Source organism: Actinokineospora inagensis DSM 44258, from assembly GCF_000482865.1.
Taxonomy (GTDB): domain Bacteria; phylum Actinomycetota; class Actinomycetes; order Mycobacteriales; family Pseudonocardiaceae; genus Actinokineospora; species Actinokineospora inagensis.
The window spans coordinates 1-19,163 of record NZ_AXWW01000057.1; the positions used below are offsets into that span (position 1 = coordinate 1).

The window sequence follows — 19,163 nt, forward strand, 5'->3', positions numbered from 1 at the left end:
CATGCGGTGGAGAGTCCTATCCGGTATTAGACCCAGTTTCCCGGGCTTATCCCAGAGTATGAGGCAGATTACCCACGTGTTACTCACCCGTTCGCCGCTCGTGTACCCCGAAGGGCCTTACCGCTCGACTTGCATGTGTTAAGCACGCCGCCAGCGTTCGTCCTGAGCCAGGATCAAACTCTCCAAAAATGCTTTTCAGAGTGTTACCTGACAAACAGACACCAAACTGGCATCACATTCATCTCAAAGGAACCCACAAAGGGGTTCAATCATTCAAGCTCTACTGGCTTAAATCGGCACACTGTTGAGTTCTCAAACAACACACGCACATCCAGATCGACCGCGCGGAGCGGACTCACCAGAGGCTGGAACTGCTTCGGCTTTGTCTCGAACTTCGAGGGCACCCACTCTACCACCTGGCGGTGGGAGCTTGGTTCGTGCCCCTCGGAGGTCTGGCGCTCGTTCCGGTTTTCCCGGCCCGTGTCGCGCTGACAGAGAGAAAGTTACACGGCCTCAAACCCAGGGTCAAATCGCACCCCCAGGTACCCACCACAGGGCGAAACCGCAGGTCATCGCCCCTGTGTCGGGCCACAAAGCCACCGTAACCCACCCTCAGACGGCTTGGTATGTGACCGCGATCACATCAACTTTCTCCTCAGCCGCCCGTCACGGCCCAGTAACGGGCCGCTGAACTGCGGAAACGGCCGCAGCCGCCGACCATGGACGGTCGGCGGCCACGTGAGGACCACTCGGATGGCGTGCTCGGCACCGCGCAGAGTTACCCCCGCACCTCGATCCCGGCCGTATTCCGCTTGCCGCGGCGCAGCACCAGCCACTTGCCGTGCAGGAGGTCGTCCTTCGCGGGGACCCAGGCCTCGTCGGCGACCTTCGCGTTGTTCACGTACGCGCCACCCTCGTTGACCGTGCGCCGGGCGGCCCCGCGGCTGTCCGCGAGACCGGAGGCCACCAGCAGGTCCACGATCGTGGGTCCGTCGGACAGGCGAGCCTGCCCGGTCGGGGCCTCCGCCATGGCCGCGTCCAGCGTCGACAGGTCAAGTCCCGCCAGCTCCCCCCGCCCGAAGAGGGCCTGGCTCGCGGCGATCACCTGCGCGGTCTCCCGCTCACCGTGCACGAGGGTGGTGAACTCCTCAGCGAGCCGCTTCTGCGCGGCCCGCAGGTGCGGCCGTTGCGCGGTGTCCTCGGCCAGGGCGTCGACCTCCTCCCGGCTGAGGAAGGTGAACATGCGCAGGTAGCGGATGACGTCGGCGTCGCCCACGTTCACGAAGTACTGGTACCACGCGTACGGGGAGGTCATGGTCGGGTCCAGCCACACGTTCCCGCCGCCGGTGGACTTGCCGAACTTGCGTCCCTCGGCGTCGGTGACAAGAGGCGCGGTTAGCGCGTGTACGGACGCACCCGCCACCCGTCGCGTCAGCTCAACCCCGCCGATGATGTTGCCCCACTGGTCGGAGCCGCCCACCTGGAGCTTGCAGCCGTGCGACTCGTGCAGCCGCAGGTAGTCGTGGGACTGCAGGAGCAGGTAGCTGAACTCGGTGTAAGACATCCCGTCGCCTTCAAGGCGGCGTTTGACCGTTTCGCGGGCGAGCATGACGTTGATCGAGAAGTGCTTGCCGATGTCCCGCATGAACTCCAGGACGGACACGGTGCCGGTCCAGTCGAGGTTGTTGGCCACGACGGCCCCGGTGGGCGAGTCGTCGAAGTCGACGAAGCGCTCCAACTGGCCGCGGATGCGGTCGGCCCAGGCGGCGACCACGTCGAGCGTGTTGAGGGTCCGCTCGCCGGAGTCCCTGGGGTCGCCGATCATGCCGGTGGCGCCGCCCGCGAGGACGATTGGCCTGTGCCCGGCGCGCTGGAAGCGGCGCAGCATCAGCAGCGGAACCAGGTTGCCCGCGTGCAGGCTGGGCGCGGTGGGGTCGAACCCGGCATAGAGGGTGAGCGGTCCCGCGTCGAGGTCCTTGCGCAGGGCGTCGAGGTCGGTGGACTGCGCGATCAGACCGCGCCAGGTCAGCTCGTCGAGGATGTGTTCGCTCACGCCGGCTATTTTCTCCCGGGCTACCGGCCGCCTACCACCGGGTTTGCGCTAGGGCCGGGTACCACCCGCACGACACCGCGCTTGCCGCCGAGTCGGTACGGGCTGACGGCCTTCGAACCCGCCACCCAGAACCGCCACGGCACGTCGATGGCGACCGCCACACCCACGCGGGGGCCTGCCTGGATCTTCTCCGGCGGTACGCGCTCTCCCGCGTAGAGGCGAACAGGGGATGCCGGGTCGGTGAGGTCCAGGCCGTTGTGCGCGCGGTTGAGCCCGAGGACGGAGGTGAGGCGAGCCGGTCCCTTGGCGAGTTCGGCATCCGATCGCGATGAGGGTCGTCGGACGCGGGCGATGTCCACGCCCTCTATAATCTCGCCTGCCCGTAGTAGGACGGCACCGGCGACGCCGTCGGTCAGGGACACCACGTTGGCGCAGAAGTGCATCCCGTAGACGAAGTACACGTACAGGTACCCGGCGGGGCCGAACATGACCTCGTTGCGGGGTGTCTTACCGCGGTAGCAGTGCGACGCCGGGTCGTCCTGACCGCGGTATGCCTCGACCTCGACGATGCGGACGCGGACGGGTCCTTCGGGGCTGTCGGAGTGCAGTTCCGCGCCCAAGAGGAGCTTGGCGGCGTCGATGGGGTCGATGGCGAGTTCTTCGCGGGTCAGCACGTTGTCCGCCAAGCGATGTCTTGCAGGAAGGCGGCGTCCGTGGCCGATAGGTCTATCAGCGTGCCGTCCTCGCCCGGTGCGCCTTCGGAGTCAATGGTTACGCCGGAGATGTTGCGTGCTCGTCCACGTGGATCGAGGTTGAACAGGGTCTTCAGGAACACGCACGCGGCGAGGTAAGAGCCAGCGGGAGCTGGGTGGCTCTCGTCCTCGTCGTGCAGGACGAACTCGGGGCGCGCGGATAACGCTGCCTGCCACGCGAGGCCGACTGGCACTACGGCGACATCGAGCTCTGAGCCGATCGACACATAGGCGTCGGTCAGTGCCTCTTGCGCTTCAGGGTCGTCCCGCCGTGCCCACGTCAGGTAGAGCGCGGGCACGGCACCAGCGGCGCGGATGTCGGCGACGGCGGTGCGCACGGCGCTGTGGAAGTCGGCGGGGTCCCGGGGTCGAGGGATGTCATCGACGACAACGCCACCGCCGAGCATGCTTTGCTCTTGCAGCACGACGAAGTCCGTCCCCGCGCGCAGCGCGGCGGCGGGAGGCCCGGTGGGCCAGGTCTCGCCGAGGATGGCACCGCCCGCGGCGATCATCCTCGGCACGACCTCGACCTCGGGCCGCGCGAGCACGGCGAGCTGCTGGGGGAGGTTGTGGAAATAGGTGAAGCTGTTGCCGACAAACAGAACCCGACTCAGCCCTGCCCCGACTGCCCCACCCATGCCCGGTACTCCTCGACTCGCCGCACGACCCGGTCCCGCTGCTCCGCGACCCGGCGCGGCGCGGTCCCACCGTACGCGTCGCGCGAGGCGATCGATCCGGAGACCGTGAGCACCTCGCGGACCTTGTCGGTGAGCGCCGGGTTGACCTCGGCGAACTCCGCGTCGGTCAGCTCGTCCAGGCCGACGCCGCGGGCCTCGGCGCGGCGCACGCAATCCCCCGCCGCCTCGTGCGCGACCCGGAACGGCACGCCCTCGCGGACCAGCCACTCGGCGATGTCGGTGGCCAGGGTGAACCCGGCGGGGGCCAGCGCGGCGAGCCGGTCGGTGTCGAAGGTGAGCGTGCCGAGCATGCCTGCGAGCGCGGGCAGCAGCAGTTCGAGCTGGGCGACCGAGTCGAAGACCGGCTCCTTGTCCTCCTGCAGGTCCCGGTTGTACGCCAGCGGCTGGGCCTTCAGGGTGGCCAGCAGGCCGGCCAGGTTGCCGATCATGCGGCCGGACTTGCCCCTGGTCAGCTCGGCGACGTCCGGGTTCTTCTTCTGCGGCATGATCGAACTGCCGGTGGCCCAGGCGTCGTCCAGGGTGGCGTAGCCGAACTCGGCGGTGGTCCAGATGATCACCTCTTCGGCGATCCGGGACAGGTTGACCCCGAGCATGGCCACCACGAAGGCGAACTCGGCGGCGAAGTCGCGGGACGCGGTGCCGTCGATGGAGTTCTCGGTCGGCGCGTCGAAGCCCAGTTCCGCCGCGACCGCGGCCGGGTCCAAGCCCAGCGAGGAGCCCGCGAGCGCGCCGGAGCCGTACGGGGAGACGGCGGTGCGGGTGTCCCAGTCGCGCAGCCGGTCGACGTCGCGCAGCAGGGCTTGGACGTGCGCGAGCAGGTGGTGGGCGAGCAGCACCGGCTGGGCGTGCTGCAGGTGGGTGCGGCCGGGCATGGCGGCGGTCGGGTGCCGGTCGGCCTGGGCGACCAGGGCGTCGACCACGTCCAGGGTGCCCGCGGCCACCAGCCGGGCCGCTTCGCGCAGGTACATCCGGAACAGGGTGGCGATCTGGTCGTTGCGGGAACGGCCCGCGCGGAGCTTGCCGCCGAGGTCCACGCCCGCCCGTTCCATCAGGCCGCGTTCGAGGGCGGTGTGCACGTCCTCGTCGGCCGGGACCGGGGTGAAGGTGCCGTCGGCGACATCGCGCTCGAGGGTGTCGAGGGCGGCGAGCATGCCGGTCAGCTCGGGGTCGGTGAGCAGGCCCGCGCGGTGCAGCACCCGGGCGTGCGCGCGGGACCCGGCGATGTCGTGGCGGGCGAGCCGCCAGTCGAAGTGGGTCGACAGGCTCAGCGCGGCCATGGCCTCGGCGGGGCCGGAGCTGAACCGCCCACCCCACAGCGCCGTGGTTTCCGGTGCGGCGGCGACTTCCGGTGCGGCGCCCTGCTCACTCAACGAAACTCAAATCCTCTCCACAAACGGGGTGGGGACCCCGGGACGTATCCGGGGTCCCCACAGTGTGTCCGTACCGGGTCAGCGCTGCTGGGCGCGCTTGGCGGCGATCTTCGACGGCAGGCCCCACAGCTGCACGAAGCCCTTGGCCAGCGACTGGTCGAAGGTGTCGCCCTCGTCGTAGGTGGCCAGGTTGAAGTCGTAGAGCGACTGCTCGGAGCGTCGACCGGTCACCACGGCGCGGCCGCCGTGCAGGACCACCCGCACGTCACCGGAGACGTACTCCTGGCTGCGCGCGATGAAGGTGTCCAGCGCGTCCTTGAGCGGGGAGAACCACAGGCCGTCGTAGACCAGCTCGGTCCAGCGCTGTTCGACGCCGCGCTTGAACCGGGCCAGGTCGCGCTCGATGGTGACGTTCTCCAGCTCCTGGTGCGCGGCGATCAACGCGATCGCGCCGGGGGCCTCGTAGACCTCGCGGCTCTTGATGCCGACCAGCCGGTCCTCGACCATGTCGATCCGGCCGACGCCCTGGGCGCCCGCGCGCCGGTTGAGCTCCTGGATCGCCTGCAGCACGGTGACGGTCTCGCCGTCGACGGCGACCGGGACGCCCTTGTCGAAGGTGATGACGACCTCGTCGGCGTCGCGCGGGTCGGCCGGGTTGGCGGTGTAGTCGTAGACCTCCTCGGTCGGACCGTTCCAGATGTCCTCGAGGAACCCGGTCTCGACGGCGCGGCCCCACACGTTCTGGTCGATCGAGAACGGCGACTTCTTCGACACGTCGATGGGCAGGTCGCGCTCCTCGGCCCAGGCGATGGCCTTCTCGCGGGTCCACGCGTAGTCCCTGGCCGGGGCGACCACGGCCAGTTCGGGGGCGAGGGCGCCGATGCCGACCTCGAACCGGACCTGGTCGTTGCCCTTGCCGGTGCAGCCGTGCGCGACGGTGCCCGCGCCGTGGTACTTGGCGGCCTCGACCAGGTGCTTGACGATCACCGGGCGGGACAGCGCCGACACGAGCGGGTAGCGGTCCTGGTAGAGCGCGTTGGCCTGCAGCGCGGGCAGGCAGTACTGCTCGGCGAACTCGTCGCGGGCGTCGGCGACCACGGCCTCGACCGCGCCGCAGGCCAGTGCCCGCTTGCGGATCGTGTCCATGTCCTCGCCGCCCTGGCCGACGTCGACCGCCACCGCGACGACCTCGGCCCCGGTCTGCTCGGCGATCCAGCCGATGCCCACCGACGTGTCCAGCCCGCCGGAGTAGGCCAGGACAACCCTCTCACTCATTGCTTTTCTCCTTGTTCGACCGGGTCCGGGTTCGCGGGGGTGCGGGCGGCCATCGCGGTGAACCGCCCGGCCATCTGCAGCCCGGTGACGGGTTCGCGGCAGATGACCATGAGGGTGTCGTCGCCCGCGATGGTGCCGACGACCTCGTGCAGCGCCGCCCGGTCGATCGCGCTGGCCAGGAACTGCGCGGCGCCGGGCGGGGTTCGCAGGACGGTGAGGTTGCCCGAGCCGTCGGCGGAGACGAGCAGCTCGGCGAGCAACCGGGTGAGCCGGGAGGTGCCGCCCTGCACGCCGCGGACCGGGTTGCCGTCCTCGGGGATGACGTAGGTCGGGGCGCCGCCGTCGGCTCCGCGCAGCTTGACCGCGCCGAGCTCGTCGAGGTCGCGCGAGAGCGTCGCCTGGGTGGCCTCGATGCCCTCGGCCTGCAGCAGGGTGGCCAGCTCGGTCTGGCTGCGGATGGCGCGCTCGGCGACCAGCTCGACGATGCGGGCCTGCCTGGCGACACGGGTGGCGGCGGCGGTGGTCATCACGGGTGCGCCACCAGCCAACTGAGCAGGGCCTTCTGCGCGTGCAGCCGGTTCTCCGCCTCGTCCCACACGGCGCTGGCCGGGCCGTCGATGACGTCGTCGGTGATCTCCCAGCCGCGGTGCGCGGGCAGGCAGTGCAGCACGATGGCGCCGGGGGCGGCCTGCCGGAGCAGGGCGTCGTCGACCCGCAGCGGGCGGAACGCGCTGACCCGGTCGCGGCCGTCGTTCTCCTGGCCCATGGAGGTCCACGTGTCGGTGACCAGGACGTCCGCGCCCGCGACGGCGGTGAGCGGGTCGGTGAGCAGGGCGACCGAGCCGCCGGTGTCCTCGGCGCGGCGGCCTGCGTCGGCGAGGATGTCCGGCCGCGGCTCGAAGCCGCCGGGGGACACGACCCGCACGTGCATGCCCGCGGTGGCGCCGCCGAGCAGCAGGGAGTGGGCCATGTTGTTGGCGCCGTCGCCGAGGTAGGTGACGGTGAGCCCGTCGAGCCTGCCGTGCCGTTCGCGGATGGTCATCAGGTCGGCGAGGACCTGGCAGGGGTGGAACTCGTCGGTGAGCGCGTTGACGACCGGGATGCTCGCCGCGGACGCCATCGCCTCGATGCGCTTCTGCGCGTAGGTGCGCCAGACGACGACGTCGACGTAGCGGGAGAGCACCCGGGAGGTGTCCTCGATGGTCTCCTCGCGGCCCAGTTGCATGGTGCGGCCGTCGACGATCACCGAGGTGCCGCCGAGCTGGGCGACGCCGACCTCGAAGGACACCCTGGTGCGGGTGGAGTTCTTCTCGAAGATCGCGGCGACGGACTTGCCGGTGAGCGACCGGTCGGCGAGCGGGTCGGCCTTGAGCGCGGCGGCGAGGTCGAGGACCTCGCGCTGCTCGGCGGGGGTGAGGTCGTCGTCGCGGAGGAAGTGCCTCGGCACGTCAGGCCCCCTTCTCGGCGGTGTCGAGGATGGCGGGCAGGGCGGCGACGAACTCGTCCGCCTGGTCGTCGGTGAGGATCAGCGGCGGGGCGAGCCGGATCGCGTCCGGCTGGACGTTGTTGACCAGGAAGCCCTGGGCGGCCGCCGCGGCGGCGACCGCGCCCGCCGCGGGCCGGGCGAGGCCGACCCCGAGGAGCAGGCCGCGGCCGCGCACGCCGGAGACCAACGGGTGGTCGAGCTGTTCGATCCGGGCGGAGATGTCCTTGCCGAGGGTGGCGACGTGGTCGAGGAGGCCCTCGTTGGCGATGGTGCGGATGACCGCGAGACCGGCCGCGGCGCAGACGGCGTTACCGCCGAAGGTTGTCCCGTGGTGGCCGGGGGCGAAGAGGTCCGCCGCCGCGCCCACGGCGACGCAGGCACCCAGCGGGAGTCCGCCGCCGAGCCCCTTGGCGAGGGTGACGACGTCGGGGGTGATGCCCGCCTGCTGGAACGCGAACCAGCTACCGAGGCGGCCGATGCCGGTCTGGATCTCGTCGAGGACGAGGAGCGCGCCCGCCGCGGTGGTGATCTCGCGGGCGGCCTGCAGGTAGCCGTCCGGGGCGGGGACGACGCCGCCCTCGCCGAGCACCGGCTCCAGGATGACGGCGGCGGTGTCCGCGTCAACCGCGGCGCGCAGGGCGTCGACATCGCCGAACGGCACGTGCTCGACGCCCGGGACCAGCGGCTGGAACGGGTCGCGCTTGGTCGGCTGCCCGGTCAGCGACAGCGACCCCATGGTGCGGCCGTGGAAGGCGCCCTCGGCGGCGACGACCTTGCGGCGGCCGGTGAGCCTGGCCAGCTTGAACGCGGCCTCGTTGGCCTCGGCGCCGGAGTTGCAGAACAGCACCTTCGCGTCGCCGGTCAGGCCGGCCACGTCCAGCAGGGCCTCGGCGAGCTCGACCGCGACCGGGTTGATGTAGAGGTTGGAGACGTGCGCCATGGTCGCGATCTGCGCGGTGACGGCGGCGACGACGGCGGGGTGCGCGTGCCCGAGCACGGTGGTGGCGATGCCGCCGACCAGGTCCAGGTAGCGGTTCCCGTCGGCGTCCCACACGTGCGCGCCCTCGCCGCGGACCAGCGCGAGACCGGGGGTGCCGTAGTTGTCCATCAGCGCGGACTTCCACCGCGCCTGTCCATCCACATTGGACTCGATCATGACTTGCACCCCTCATCCGGCCGCGCGTCGTCCGGCAACACCATGGTGCCGACGCCGCCGCTGGTGAACACTTCGAGCAGTACCGAGTGCGCGAGCCTGCCGTCGATGACGTGCGCGCGCGGGACGCCGCCGGTGACCGCGCGCAGGCAGGCCTCCATCTTGGGCACCATGCCGCTCTCCAGGTCGGGCAGCAACTCCGCCAGCGCGCTCGCGCGGATCTCGCGCAGCAGGGACGAGCGGTCGGGCCAGTTCGCGTAGAGGCCCTCAACATCGGTGAGGACAACAAGCTTCTCGGCGCGCAGCGCGATGGCGAGCGCGGCGGCGGCGGTGTCGGCGTTCACGTTGTGGGTGACGCCGTCGCGGTCGGCGGCCACAGTGGACACAACCGGGATACGGCCCGCGGCGACGATGTCGAGCACGGCGGCCGGGTTGACCTCGACGACGTCGCCGACCAGGCCGAGGTCGACCTGCTGCCCGTCGATGACCGCGGTGCGGCGCTCGGCTGTGAACAGGTGCGCGTCCTCGCCGGAGATGCCGACCGCGTACGGGCCGTGCTGGTTGAGCAGGCTGACCAGCTCGCGGCTGACCTGTCCGGTGAGGACCATCCGGACCACGGCCATGGCTTCCGGCGTGGTCACCCGCAGGCCCGCGCGGAACTCGCTGGGGATGCCCATGGTGGCGAGCATCGCGCCGATCTGCGGTCCCCCGCCGTGCACGACGACCGGGCGCAGGCCCGCCAACCGGAGGAACACCATGTCCTCGGCGAACGCGCGCTTAAGGGCGTCGTCGACCATCGCGTTGCCGCCGTACTTGATGACGACAAGAGCGCCGTGCAGCCGCCGCAACCACGGCAGGGCCTCTATTAAGACGCCTGCTTTGTCGCTGGCTGTCAGAGCATCGGTCATGACGAGTACGCGCTGTTCTCTTCGACGTACGCGTGGGACAGGTCGGTGGTGAGGATGGTTCCGGTGCCATCACCCGCGTGCAGGTCGATCTCAACGAGGATGTCGCGACCGGACAGGTCCGCCGAGTGTCGGTCCTCGCCCGTGCCACCGGCGCGGCACACGGTCACGCCGTTGAGGGTGATGTCGAGGTTGGCCGGGTCGAACTCGGTGGGGGCGTTGCCGATGGCCATCGCGATGCGGCCCCAGTTCGGGTCACTGGCGAAGAACGCGGTCTTGCACAGGTTGTCCACGGCGACAGTGCGCGCGGTCGCGACGGCCTCGGCGTCGGTCGCGGCTCCCCGGACGGTGATGGTGACGTGCTTGGTGACACCTTCCGCGTCGGCCTGCAACTGCGCGACGAGGTCCGCGCACACGGCGGTAAGAGCCTCGGTGAACTCGTCCGGGTTGACCTCGACGCCGGACGCACCGGAGACCAGCAGCAGCACAGTGTCATTGGTGGACGTGCCACCGTCCACGTCGAGCCGGTTGAAGGTGGAGTCGACGGCGGTGTGCAGCGCGGCGTCCAGGATGGCCGCGTCGACCACGGCGTCGCTGGTGATGACGCTGAGCATGGTCGCCATGTTGGGCGCGCACATACCGGCGCCCTTGGCGAAACCGCCGACGGTCCAACCGTTCCGCGTCAGCGCTGTCTGCTTGGGCACCGTGTCGGTGGTCATCACGCCGGTGGCGGCGGCCAGGCCCGCGGCAGGGCCGGTGGCGAGTTCCTTGGTGGCGAGGTCGATCCCGGAGCGCACGGCGTCCATGGGCAGGCGCTCGCCGATGAGGCCGGTGGAGCAGACGGCGACGTCGATCGCGCCGATCGACAGCACCTCGGCGACCTTCTCGGCGGTGGCGTGCGAGTCCTGGAAGCCCTCCGGGCCGGTGCACGCGTTGGCGCCGCCGGAGTTGAGCACCACGGCCTGGAGGGTGCCGGTGGTGAGGACCTGGCGCGACCACAGCACCGGCGCGGCCTTGACCTTGTTGCGGGTGAACACGCCTGCCGCCGCGTTGGTGGGGCCGTCGTTGACCACCAGGGTCAGGTCCGGCTTGCCGTTGCTCTTGATGCCCGCGGCCACCCCGGCCGCCCGGAAGCCCGCGGCGGTCGCGACGCCCTGTTCCCGATCGACGCTCACGGCGCCACCCCCACAGTGGACAGGCCCGCCGTCTCCGGGAGGCCGAGTGCGATGTTCATGGACTGCAGGGCACCACCGGCGGTGCCCTTGGTGAGGTTGTCCATGGCGGCCACGACGACCAGCCGGTTCAGGTCCTCATCGACGGTTACCTGCAACTGGACGGCGTTGGAGCCGAGGACGGCCGCCGTGGTCGGCCACTGGCCTTCCGGCAGCAGGTGGACGAACGGCTCGTCGGCGTAAGCGTTTTCGTACGCGGACCTGACGTCGCCGTTCTTGGCGAGCGGCGCGGAGCAGGTGGCCAGAATCCCGCGCGGCAACGGGGCGAGCACGGGGGTGAACGACACGTTGACCCTCTTACCCGCGATGGCGCTCAGGTTCTGAATGATCTCGGGCGTGTGCCGGTGTGCGCCGCCGACGCCGTAGGCGCTGAGAGAGCCCATGACCTCGGAGCCCAGGAGGTGCGGTTTGAGGCTCTTACCCGCACCGGACGTGCCGGACACAGCGACCACTACGACCTCGTCGCCGATCAGGCCCTCTTGCACGGCCGGAGCAAGAGCCAGCGAACTCACCGTCGGGTAGCAGCCCGGTACGGCGATCCGCTTCGTCGCCTTGAGCTTGTCGCGGTGACCGGGCAACTCGGGCAGCCCGTACGGCCACTGACCCGCGTGGGCGCCGCCGTACCACCGGTCCCAGTCCCGCGCGTCGGCCAACCGGTGGTCGGCTCCGCAGTCGACGACCAGGGTGTCCGGGTGCAACCGCGCGGCGATCTCCGCCGAGTGCCCGTGCGGCAGCGCGAGGAAGACGACGTCATGCCCGGCGAGCGCGTCCGCCGTGGTCTCCCCCAGCACCCGCTCGGCCAGCGGCACCAGGTGCGGCTGGTGCTGACCCAACCGCGTCCCGGCGTTGCCGCCCGCCGTCACCGCCCCGATCTCGACGTCCGGGTGGCCGAGCAGCAACCGGAGCAGCTCACCCCCGGCGTACCCGCTCGCCCCCGCCACCGCGGCCCGCACCGTCATGTGGATGAGTATGCACTGTTATGCAAACTCACTCAAACCAGGTTCGCCCGATCGTGTCCCTCCTCACCAGACGCTCACCAGACCGGCCGTGGCGGCGCGGACCGGCCACCGGAGACATGATCGATGTAGGCGCCGAGGCTGTCGGCCATCGCGGCGACCTGACCAGCGCCGATGACGTCCGCCAAGCCCCGTTCCACCTCGCCCCACAGCCGGTCGGCGACGCCCAGGTACTCCCAGCCGCGTTCGGTGAGGGCGACGATGTGCGCACGCCGGTCGGTGGGATGCGGCTTGCGTTCGACGTAGCCCCAGTTGTGCAGTTCGGCGACCGCCTTGGACGCCGCCTGCTTCGTGACCCCCAGGAACTCGGCCAGGCCCACCGTCGTCGCCTCGGGGTTCTCGGCGAGGTAGCGGAACGTGTAGCCGTGCGCCGGGCGCAGCGGTTCCCGGTCCAACTCGGCGAGCCGGGCGTGGAAGTCCTCGGTCATCGCCCGGTAGGCGATGGCGAGCAGGAACGGGACCGGGGTCACACACGCCTCCTTGTAGTCAACCTGGTTGACTTTATCGACCACGTCCGGCTAGCTTGTGGTCAAGCAAGTTGACTATATCTCCCCGGAGGTCGCCATGCCGCTGTCCACCCTCGCCGACGCGCCCGTGTTCGAACGGCCCGGCTTCGTCTTCAGACCCCTCGCCGCGCCGTCCCGCGGCAGCGCCGAACTCGCCATCTGGACGCTCGAGGTCGCGCCGGGCGCGACCAGCGACACACACGAACTGGACCGGGAGGAGGTCTTCGTGGTCCGTTCCGGCCACCTCACCGTGACCGTCGGAACCGAGGAACACACCGCGGGCCCGGGTGACGCGGTCATCGTCCCCGCGCACACGCGCCTCAGCGTCCGCAACGCCAGCCCGGACTCCCCCGCCACCGCCACGGCCGTGACCTCGGTCGGCGTCCGGGCAGGCATGGACGGCGCGTCGTTCGAGCCGCCTTGGGCTCTGTGACCCGCCGCGGCATTCACCATGTGGGACGGGGAATGCCGCGGAGTTTCGGGTGTTGGGATCTCCGGTGGCCGATCGTGACCGGAGGAGCGAGCGTGGCTGACGAGAGTGTGCTGGACAACGTGGTGTGGGAGTCGTTGACCGGGCCGCACGCGTACCTGGCCGAACGACGGGGGGAGGCCGCCCGCTACCCGGTAGACGTCGCGCCGTTCCTCGGGGCCGGGGGTGGTCCGGGGGTGTGGGCGGACATCGCCGCGTTGGCGGGGCCCGGTACGGAGGTCACCGTGTCGCCGCACTTGCCGGAACCGCCCGCCGGGTGGGTGCCGGGGATCGACATCGCGGGGGTGCAGCTCATCGACGACCACGTGGCGCCCGTGGTCGACCCGGACGCGGTGCGGCTGACCGAGGCCGACGTGCCGGAGATGTTGGACCTGGTGGAGCGCACGCAGCCGGGGCCGTTGCGGCGGCGGACGATCATCCTGGGCAACTACGTGGGGTTGCGGCACGAGGGCGCGCTGGTGGCGATGGCCGGTGAGCGGCTGCGCCCGCCGGGGTACACGGAGATCAGCGCGGTGTGCACCGATCCGGCGTTTCGCGGGCGGGGGTTGGCGACGCGGTTGGTGTTGACGGTCGCGGCGGGGATCAGGGAGCGGGGAGACACGCCGTTCCTGCACACGGGCGCGGCGAACGTGAACGCCATCAGGCTCTATGAGGCGCTGGGGTTCCGGCTGCGCAGGCACGTGCGGTTCGCGTCGGTGTTCGTGCCGGTAGGTCAGACGGTGTGAGACGGGACTGCCCTGGCTCCATAAGAGCCAGGGCAGTCGCTTGTCAGGTGTTGTTGATGGGCAGGCCGGGCGGGTTGATCTCCGAGCGCTGCACCGCCTCGTCACCGAGACCGTATGCCGCCAACAGCTTGGCGTACTGACCGTGCTCGATCAGGTAGTTGATGGCCTCGTTGAGCGGTTCGACCAGGCCACTGCCCTTCTTGGTCGTCGCGGCGATCAGCCCCTGCAGCGACTCCCCCGCGCCGGAGAACTTGCCGCCGTTGCGGGTCGGGTTGGGGGTGTTCGCGGTCTTGGCGACGTGGTAGGCGATGGAGGGGTTCGGGCCGAAGTACGCGTCGATGCGACCGGACGCGAGCGCGAGGTAGGTGCTGTTGGTGTCGCCGAAGTTGCGCACGTCCAGCGTCTTGCCCTCGGCCTGCAGCCGGTTGCGCCACTCCAGCAGGATCTTCTCCTGGTTCGTGCCGGTGCCCACGGCGACCGACTTGCCAGCCAGGCTGTGGTAGTCGCCGGTGAAGGTCAAGGTGCTGGCCTTGTTCACCTCGAAACCGAGGTTGTCCTGCCGGTAGGACGCGAAGTCGTAGCCCTGGTTCTTGCGTTCCTCGGTGTCGGTGATGTTGGAGAAACCGACGTCGAACTGGCCGCTCTGGATGCGGACGAACATGTTCTGCCAGGACGCGTTCTGCACGTCCGGCGTCAACCCGAGCACGGCGGCGACCAGGCGGCCGAGGTCGGGTTCGTTGCCGGTCAGCGTCTTCTGGTCGGTGCCGATGAGGTTCAGCGGCGGCGTGCTGTTGGGTAGGCCGCCGACGCCGATGACCAGTGTGCCCCGGTCGAGCACGGCCTTCGGCACTTTCGCGCGGATGGCGTCCACCTTGGACACGGTCAGGTCCACCGGCTTGGTGAAGTCCGTGTTCGCGGCGACAGTGACGACCGTGTTGCCGTTGGAGTCAACGCCGGCGGCTTGCGACGGCTGCGACCCGCACGCGGTAAGGCTGCCCACAGCCACCGCCGCGGCGACGGCAGCCAGGATCTTGGCACGCATTGGCGCCCCTTTCTCTCACAGTGATGCGAAAACCCGTCCGGCACAACGGGGTTGACGGGGCTAGACGAGCTTGCCCAGGAATTCCCGAGTTCTCGCGTGTTCCGGCGCGAGGAGCACCTGGCGGGGCGGGCCCTGCTCGACGATCCGGCCCGCGTCCAGGAACACCACGTGGTCGGCGACGTCCCGGGCGAAGCCGATCTCGTGCGTCACCACGACCATCGTCGTCCCGGCCGCGGCGAGGTCGCGCAGCACGGTGAGCACCTCTCCCACAAGCTCCGGGTCGAGCGCGGACGTGGGCTCGTCGAACAGGACCAGGTCGGGCTCCAACGCCAACGCCCGCGCGATGGCAACCCGTTGCTGCTGCCCGCCGGAGAGCTGGCGCGGGTAAGCACCCGCCTTGTCCTTGAGCCCGACCTTGACCAGTAACTCCTGAGCGCGCGCAACCGCTTGCGGCTTGGGGACTCCCTTGGTGATGGGGGCCTCTATGACGTTCTCCAGCACGGACAGGTGCGGGAACAGGTTGAAGTTCTGGAACACGAAACCGATGCGCGACCGTTGCCGCAGAATCGCCCGCTCGCTGAGTTGGTGCAACCGTCCCCGGTGTAACCGGACACCGATGAGTTCGCCTTGCACAGTTACGTATCCGCTGTCCAACGGCTCCAGGTAGTTGATGGCCCTGAGCAACGTGGACTTACCGGAGCCGGAAGGCCCCACGATCGCCGTCACCTCACCGGCCCGCGCGATGAAGTCGACCTCGTCGAGCACGCGGTGCGCGCCGTAGGACTTGACCGCGCCGCGCACGACCACTGCCGCCGTCATCGAGCCACTCCTACCGTGCGAAGGCTGGCACGCAAGCGTTGGAACGGTGTGGGCGGGACGGTTCGCAGTGCGCCACGGGAGAAGTGGCGTTCGAGGTAGTACTGCACCACGGACAGCAGACTGGTCAGGATGATGTACCAGATCGTGCCCACGACCAGCAGCGGGATGATCTGCCCGCTGTTCACACTCGCCTGCGTCTGCACCACGCCGAACAGCTCCAGCAGCGACGTGATGTAGACGACGGAGGTTCCCTTGAGCAGGCCGATGAGCTGGTTGGCGTAAGAGGGAATGATCGCCCTCGTAGCTTGCGGCAGGATGATCCGCCGGTACTGCCGCGACTTCGGTAGCCCCAACGCCGCCGCGGCCTCCAACTGCCCCTGGTCCACCGAGATGATCCCGGACCGCACGATCTCCGCGGCGTAGGCGGCCTCGTTCAGGCTGAGGCCCAGGACGGCGACGAAGTAGAAACTCAGCAGGTCGTTCGCGCTGAACTCCACAAACGACGGGCCGAACGGGATGCCCAGGCTCAACGTGCTGTACAGCGCCGTCACGTTGGCCAGGAACAACAGCAGGACGATCAGCGGGATCGAGCGGAACAGCCAGATGTAGCCCCACGCCACCGCCCGCAGCACCGGGTTGCGCGACAACCGCATCAACGCCAACACGATCCCGCCGAGCAGCCCGAACACCGCGGCCAACCCGGTGAGCTGCAACGTCAACCACAGGCCGTCGAGCACGACCGGCCGGAAGAACCAGTACCCGAACGCCGCCCACTGGAACGCCGAGTTCGTCACCAGCGCGTGCACCGCCTGCGCCAACAACACCAACGCCACCGCGGTCGCCACCCACCGCCACGGATGCCGCAACGGCACCACCTCGTGGGACAGCAACTCGGCTTCTTCCACCGGTTCAGCCACAGCGGGTAAGGGGGGCGAGGATGTCACGACGCACTCCACGTCTCGGCACGGCACCGGGGTCGACCCGGCAAATGCTAGGGGCCTCACCCGTTCGAGGGACGCACGTTCACGATGTGAGAGCCGCCGACCACGTTGCTGGACAACAACTCCGCCGCAACAGAACGGCAATCGCCCGTTGGTCCACAGTGGACTAGACTGCCTCCGCCGCCCGCGACGGCAGGCGGGAGGTGTTCGGCGTTGGCGGCGCTCGAACCCGGGGTCCAGTCGCCGTTGGCGGCTTTGTCGGTGGTCGCCGCTAGGCTGTTTGTTCGGGGGCGTTGTGACCGGTTCCGGCGACATTTCCGCAGGTCGACCCGCACCACAACGGGGTTCCCCGGTCGCGGCGGCCCGCCAAGCCCGGAGTTGTCCACATGCTCGCCACCAGTCCCCAACCGCGCTGGTCAGCCGGGGTGGGGGTCGGGGTGGGGCGCTAATCTTCGAGCATGTACGTGTCGCGGGTTCGGCTGGTCAACGTCCGGGGCTTCCACAGCGGCCGGGTCGTGGACCTGGACCTGCGGCGGCCGGACAACACCTACGCGGGCTGGACCGTCCTGGCGGGCCGGAACGGGTCGGGGAAGACGTCCCTGCTCCGGGGGATCGCGTTGGCGGTGGGAGGTCCGGCGGCGGCGCGCACGCTGGTGGCGGACTTCGACAACTGGATCTCGGTGGGGCAGGCGAGCGCCACGGCGGCCGTCCAACTGACCTTCGACCTGACCGTGGAGCGGTTCCGCAAGGGCAGGCCGCCGGAGCGGCCGTTCTGGGCGGGGCTGCGCTGGACGGCCCCGGACAGCGAGGACACCACGTGGGCGCGGCGGCCCGCGCAGCCGTCGTTGGAGGAGCACAGCGAGGACGGCCGGGCTAAGACGGCGCCGCGCAACGGGCCGTGGCACGACAACCCGTCGGGGTGGTTCTGCGCGGCGTACGGGCCGTTCCGCAGGCTGGTGGGTGGCACCGGCGACGTGCAGCGGCTGATGTTGGGCGCGGGCAGCGTGGCGCGGATGGCGAGCCTGTTCCACGAGGACGCGTCGCTGGCGGAGGGCGTGGCGTGGCTGATCGAGCAGCACCTGCGGGCGTTGGAGCGGCGGGAGGGCGCCCGCTACCTCAAGGAGTCCGCGCTGCGCATCCTCGGCGACGGGCTGCTGCCCGACGACTACCGCATCAACGAGGTCGACTCGGAGGGCCTGTGGGTGTCCGACGGCGGCCACCGGTTCCCGCTGCGGGAGATGAGCGACGGCTACCGCACGGTGGTGGCGCTGGTGGTCGACCTCCTCAAGCAGCTCTACGAGAGCTACGGCGACCTGCACCTGGACGCGGCGGGCACGGTGGTCGGCGTGCCTGGGGTGGTGATCATCGACGAGATCGACGCGCACCTGCACGTGTCGTGGCAGAAGCGGATCGGCGAGTGGCTCAAGCAGCACTTCCCGCAGATCCAGTTCATCGTGACCACGCACAGCCCGTACATCTGCCAGTCGGCTGACCCGGCCGGGCTGATCCGGCTGCCCGGCCCGGACCAGGACACCAGCCCGCAGACGGTGGACGGCGACCTGTGGGAGCGCATCGTCTACGGCACCGGCGACGACGCGGTGCTCTCGGACCTGTTCGGCCTGGACACGGCGTACTCGAACCGGGCGATCAGGCTGCGGCACCTGCTGGTCGAGCTGGAGCTGAAGGTGCTCGACGGGGTGGCCGACGAGGAGGAGCGGGCCCGGTACCACGCGTTGAAGCAGACGTTGACGAGCTCGCCGTCGGCCAGGGTGACCGAGGTGGCGGCCAGGCTGATCGCGGGCGACGAACAGCGATGATCCGGTTGGTGCGGCCGCCGCTGCCCGTCGAGCTGGCGGAGACCCTGCAGCGGGCGACCGAGGGCGTGCGGTCGGTGCCGCGCCGGGAACACGCGGCCCGCGCGCGGACGATGTGGCGGTCGAGGGGTCAACTGCGGCAGGCGCTCGGTCACCGATTACGCGAGTTCGCCCCCGGCCGCGAACGGTGCATGTACTGCGGCGACAACCAGGGCACCGACATCGACCACTTCTCGCCGGTGGCGCTGACCCCGCTGCTGACATTCGTGTGGAGCAACCACCTGCTCGCGTGCTCGGTGTGCAACAGCCACCACAAACGCGACCAGTTCCCGCGCGACGCGCGCGGCAGGCCGTTGTTGCTGGACCCCACGGTTGACGACCCGTTCGAGCACCTGGCGCTGTCGCTGACCCTGGGCCGCTACCGGGCGTTGACCGAGCGGGGTGAGGTAACCGAGCAGGTGTGCGGCCTCAACCGGGACATCCTGACCCGCGGCCGCCAAGACGCGCGCACCACACTCGGTTTCCTGTTCGACCGCTGGGAATCCGCCCGCGCCGCCGGAGACACCGCGACAATGAGCCGAGTGGTGCGAACCGTCCGGGAACAACCATTCGCCGACGTGGTGCAGGCGATGGTCCGCTACAGCACGCGTCCTGGCGCCGAGGAGGTCTTCGCCGACCAGCCCGGGGCGTTGACGGTGCTGCTGCGCGACGAGTTCCGCGACCAGCTCAGCGGTAGTAGTCGAACGACGCCATGATCCGGTCACGGTCCGCGTTGGCGGCGAGCAGCAGCAGAACCCAGCCCTTCGCGCGGTCGAGGAACCCGGCGTGCAGAAGACCACGGTCGAAGAGGTCTTCGCCAACCAGCCCCGGGCGTTGACCGTACTGC

At 70.0% G+C, this 19,163-nt stretch carries 19 protein-coding genes and 1 rRNA gene; 4 read left to right on the forward strand and 16 right to left on the reverse strand.

What is annotated here, in order from left to right:
- The 13 genes from H504_RS0120850 to H504_RS0120910 all read right to left on the reverse strand — a co-directional run.
- Positions 1-189: ribosomal RNA gene (locus tag H504_RS0120850) — 16S ribosomal RNA — on the reverse strand; the annotation flags it as partial.
- Positions 190-778: 589 nt separating this feature from the next.
- On the reverse strand, positions 779-2,053 hold the full coding sequence (gene tyrS, locus H504_RS0120855) for a tyrosine--tRNA ligase (protein ID WP_026424349.1): 1,275 nt from the start codon (positions 2,051-2,053) through the stop codon (positions 779-781).
- 20 nt (positions 2,054-2,073) lie between these two features.
- Positions 2,074-2,739, reverse strand: coding sequence for a DNA-3-methyladenine glycosylase (locus H504_RS36195; RefSeq protein ID WP_051386085.1), 666 nt, complete (start codon positions 2,737-2,739; stop codon positions 2,074-2,076).
- Positions 2,721-3,443: an SGNH/GDSL hydrolase family protein gene (locus H504_RS36200; protein WP_051386086.1), complete on the reverse strand. Its 723-nt coding sequence runs from the start codon at positions 3,441-3,443 to the stop codon at positions 2,721-2,723. The genes H504_RS36195 and H504_RS36200 overlap by 19 nt, the downstream gene beginning before the upstream one ends.
- Complete coding sequence (gene argH / locus H504_RS0120870; protein ID WP_051386087.1) at positions 3,416-4,873, reverse strand: argininosuccinate lyase; 1,458 nt, start codon at positions 4,871-4,873, stop codon at positions 3,416-3,418. The genes H504_RS36200 and argH overlap by 28 nt, the downstream gene beginning before the upstream one ends.
- 78 nt (positions 4,874-4,951) lie before the next feature.
- Positions 4,952-6,148: an argininosuccinate synthase gene (locus H504_RS0120875; protein WP_026424351.1), complete on the reverse strand. Its 1,197-nt coding sequence runs from the start codon at positions 6,146-6,148 to the stop codon at positions 4,952-4,954.
- Positions 6,145-6,675 carry an arginine repressor gene (locus H504_RS0120880; RefSeq protein WP_026424352.1) on the reverse strand — a complete coding sequence of 177 codons (531 nt, stop codon included), beginning with the start codon at positions 6,673-6,675 and terminating at the stop codon, positions 6,145-6,147. The genes H504_RS0120875 and H504_RS0120880 overlap by 4 nt, the downstream gene beginning before the upstream one ends.
- Positions 6,675-7,595, reverse strand: a complete 921-nt coding sequence (argF, locus tag H504_RS0120885) for an ornithine carbamoyltransferase (RefSeq protein ID WP_026424353.1) — start codon at positions 7,593-7,595, stop codon at positions 6,675-6,677. Before argF ends, H504_RS0120880 begins: the two co-directional genes overlap by 1 nt.
- A 1-nt stretch (position 7,596) precedes the next feature.
- A complete protein-coding gene (locus H504_RS0120890; protein WP_035305161.1) occupies positions 7,597-8,790 on the reverse strand; it encodes an acetylornithine transaminase in 1,194 nt (397 codons plus the stop codon).
- Positions 8,787-9,695 carry an acetylglutamate kinase gene (gene argB, locus H504_RS0120895; protein ID WP_026424355.1) on the reverse strand — a complete coding sequence of 303 codons (909 nt, stop codon included), beginning with the start codon at positions 9,693-9,695 and terminating at the stop codon, positions 8,787-8,789. Before argB ends, H504_RS0120890 begins: the two co-directional genes overlap by 4 nt.
- Entirely contained in the window at positions 9,692-10,867 is a 1,176-nt protein-coding gene (gene argJ / locus H504_RS0120900; RefSeq protein WP_026424356.1) for a bifunctional glutamate N-acetyltransferase/amino-acid acetyltransferase ArgJ, read from the reverse strand. The genes argB and argJ overlap by 4 nt, the downstream gene beginning before the upstream one ends.
- Positions 10,864-11,883, reverse strand: coding sequence for an N-acetyl-gamma-glutamyl-phosphate reductase (argC, locus tag H504_RS0120905; RefSeq protein ID WP_026424357.1), 1,020 nt, complete (start codon positions 11,881-11,883; stop codon positions 10,864-10,866). Before argC ends, argJ begins: the two co-directional genes overlap by 4 nt.
- Positions 11,884-11,957: 74 nt before the next feature.
- The gene (locus tag H504_RS0120910; protein ID WP_026424358.1) at positions 11,958-12,410 is read right to left on the reverse strand and encodes a MarR family winged helix-turn-helix transcriptional regulator; all 453 of its coding nucleotides are present in this window, start codon (positions 12,408-12,410) and stop codon (positions 11,958-11,960) included.
- A 94-nt stretch (positions 12,411-12,504) separates the two neighbouring features.
- On the opposite strand from H504_RS0120910, the gene H504_RS0120915 reads away from it, so the two are divergent.
- Positions 12,505-12,879: a cupin domain-containing protein gene (locus H504_RS0120915; protein WP_026424359.1), complete on the forward strand. Its 375-nt coding sequence runs from the start codon at positions 12,505-12,507 to the stop codon at positions 12,877-12,879.
- A gap of 92 nt (positions 12,880-12,971) precedes the next feature.
- The gene (locus tag H504_RS0120920) at positions 12,972-13,661 is read left to right on the forward strand and encodes a GNAT family N-acetyltransferase (protein ID WP_051386088.1); all 690 of its coding nucleotides are present in this window, start codon (positions 12,972-12,974) and stop codon (positions 13,659-13,661) included.
- 43 nt (positions 13,662-13,704) lie between these two features.
- Here the strand turns inward: H504_RS0120920 and H504_RS0120925 are convergent, their stop codons facing one another.
- The 3 genes from H504_RS0120925 to H504_RS0120935 are packed head-to-tail and all read right to left on the reverse strand — an operon-like array spanning position 13,705 to position 16,439.
- Positions 13,705-14,703 carry a transporter substrate-binding domain-containing protein gene (locus tag H504_RS0120925; protein WP_026424361.1) on the reverse strand — a complete coding sequence of 333 codons (999 nt, stop codon included), beginning with the start codon at positions 14,701-14,703 and terminating at the stop codon, positions 13,705-13,707.
- Between the two features lie 60 nt (positions 14,704-14,763).
- Positions 14,764-15,522, reverse strand: a complete 759-nt coding sequence (locus H504_RS0120930; RefSeq protein WP_026424362.1) for an amino acid ABC transporter ATP-binding protein — start codon at positions 15,520-15,522, stop codon at positions 14,764-14,766.
- Complete coding sequence (locus H504_RS0120935; RefSeq protein ID WP_026424363.1) at positions 15,519-16,439, reverse strand: amino acid ABC transporter permease; 921 nt, start codon at positions 16,437-16,439, stop codon at positions 15,519-15,521. The genes H504_RS0120930 and H504_RS0120935 overlap by 4 nt, the downstream gene beginning before the upstream one ends.
- Before the next feature lie 482 nt (positions 16,440-16,921).
- Between H504_RS0120935 and H504_RS0120940 the strand changes: the two genes are divergently transcribed.
- Together H504_RS0120940 and H504_RS0120945 are read left to right on the forward strand one after the other, a co-directional pair.
- Complete coding sequence (locus H504_RS0120940; protein ID WP_026424364.1) at positions 16,922-18,280, forward strand: AAA family ATPase; 1,359 nt, start codon at positions 16,922-16,924, stop codon at positions 18,278-18,280.
- Complete coding sequence (locus tag H504_RS0120945) at positions 18,277-19,032, forward strand: HNH endonuclease (RefSeq protein ID WP_026424365.1); 756 nt, start codon at positions 18,277-18,279, stop codon at positions 19,030-19,032. The genes H504_RS0120940 and H504_RS0120945 overlap by 4 nt, the downstream gene beginning before the upstream one ends.
- The last annotated feature ends 131 nt before the right edge of the window (positions 19,033-19,163 follow it).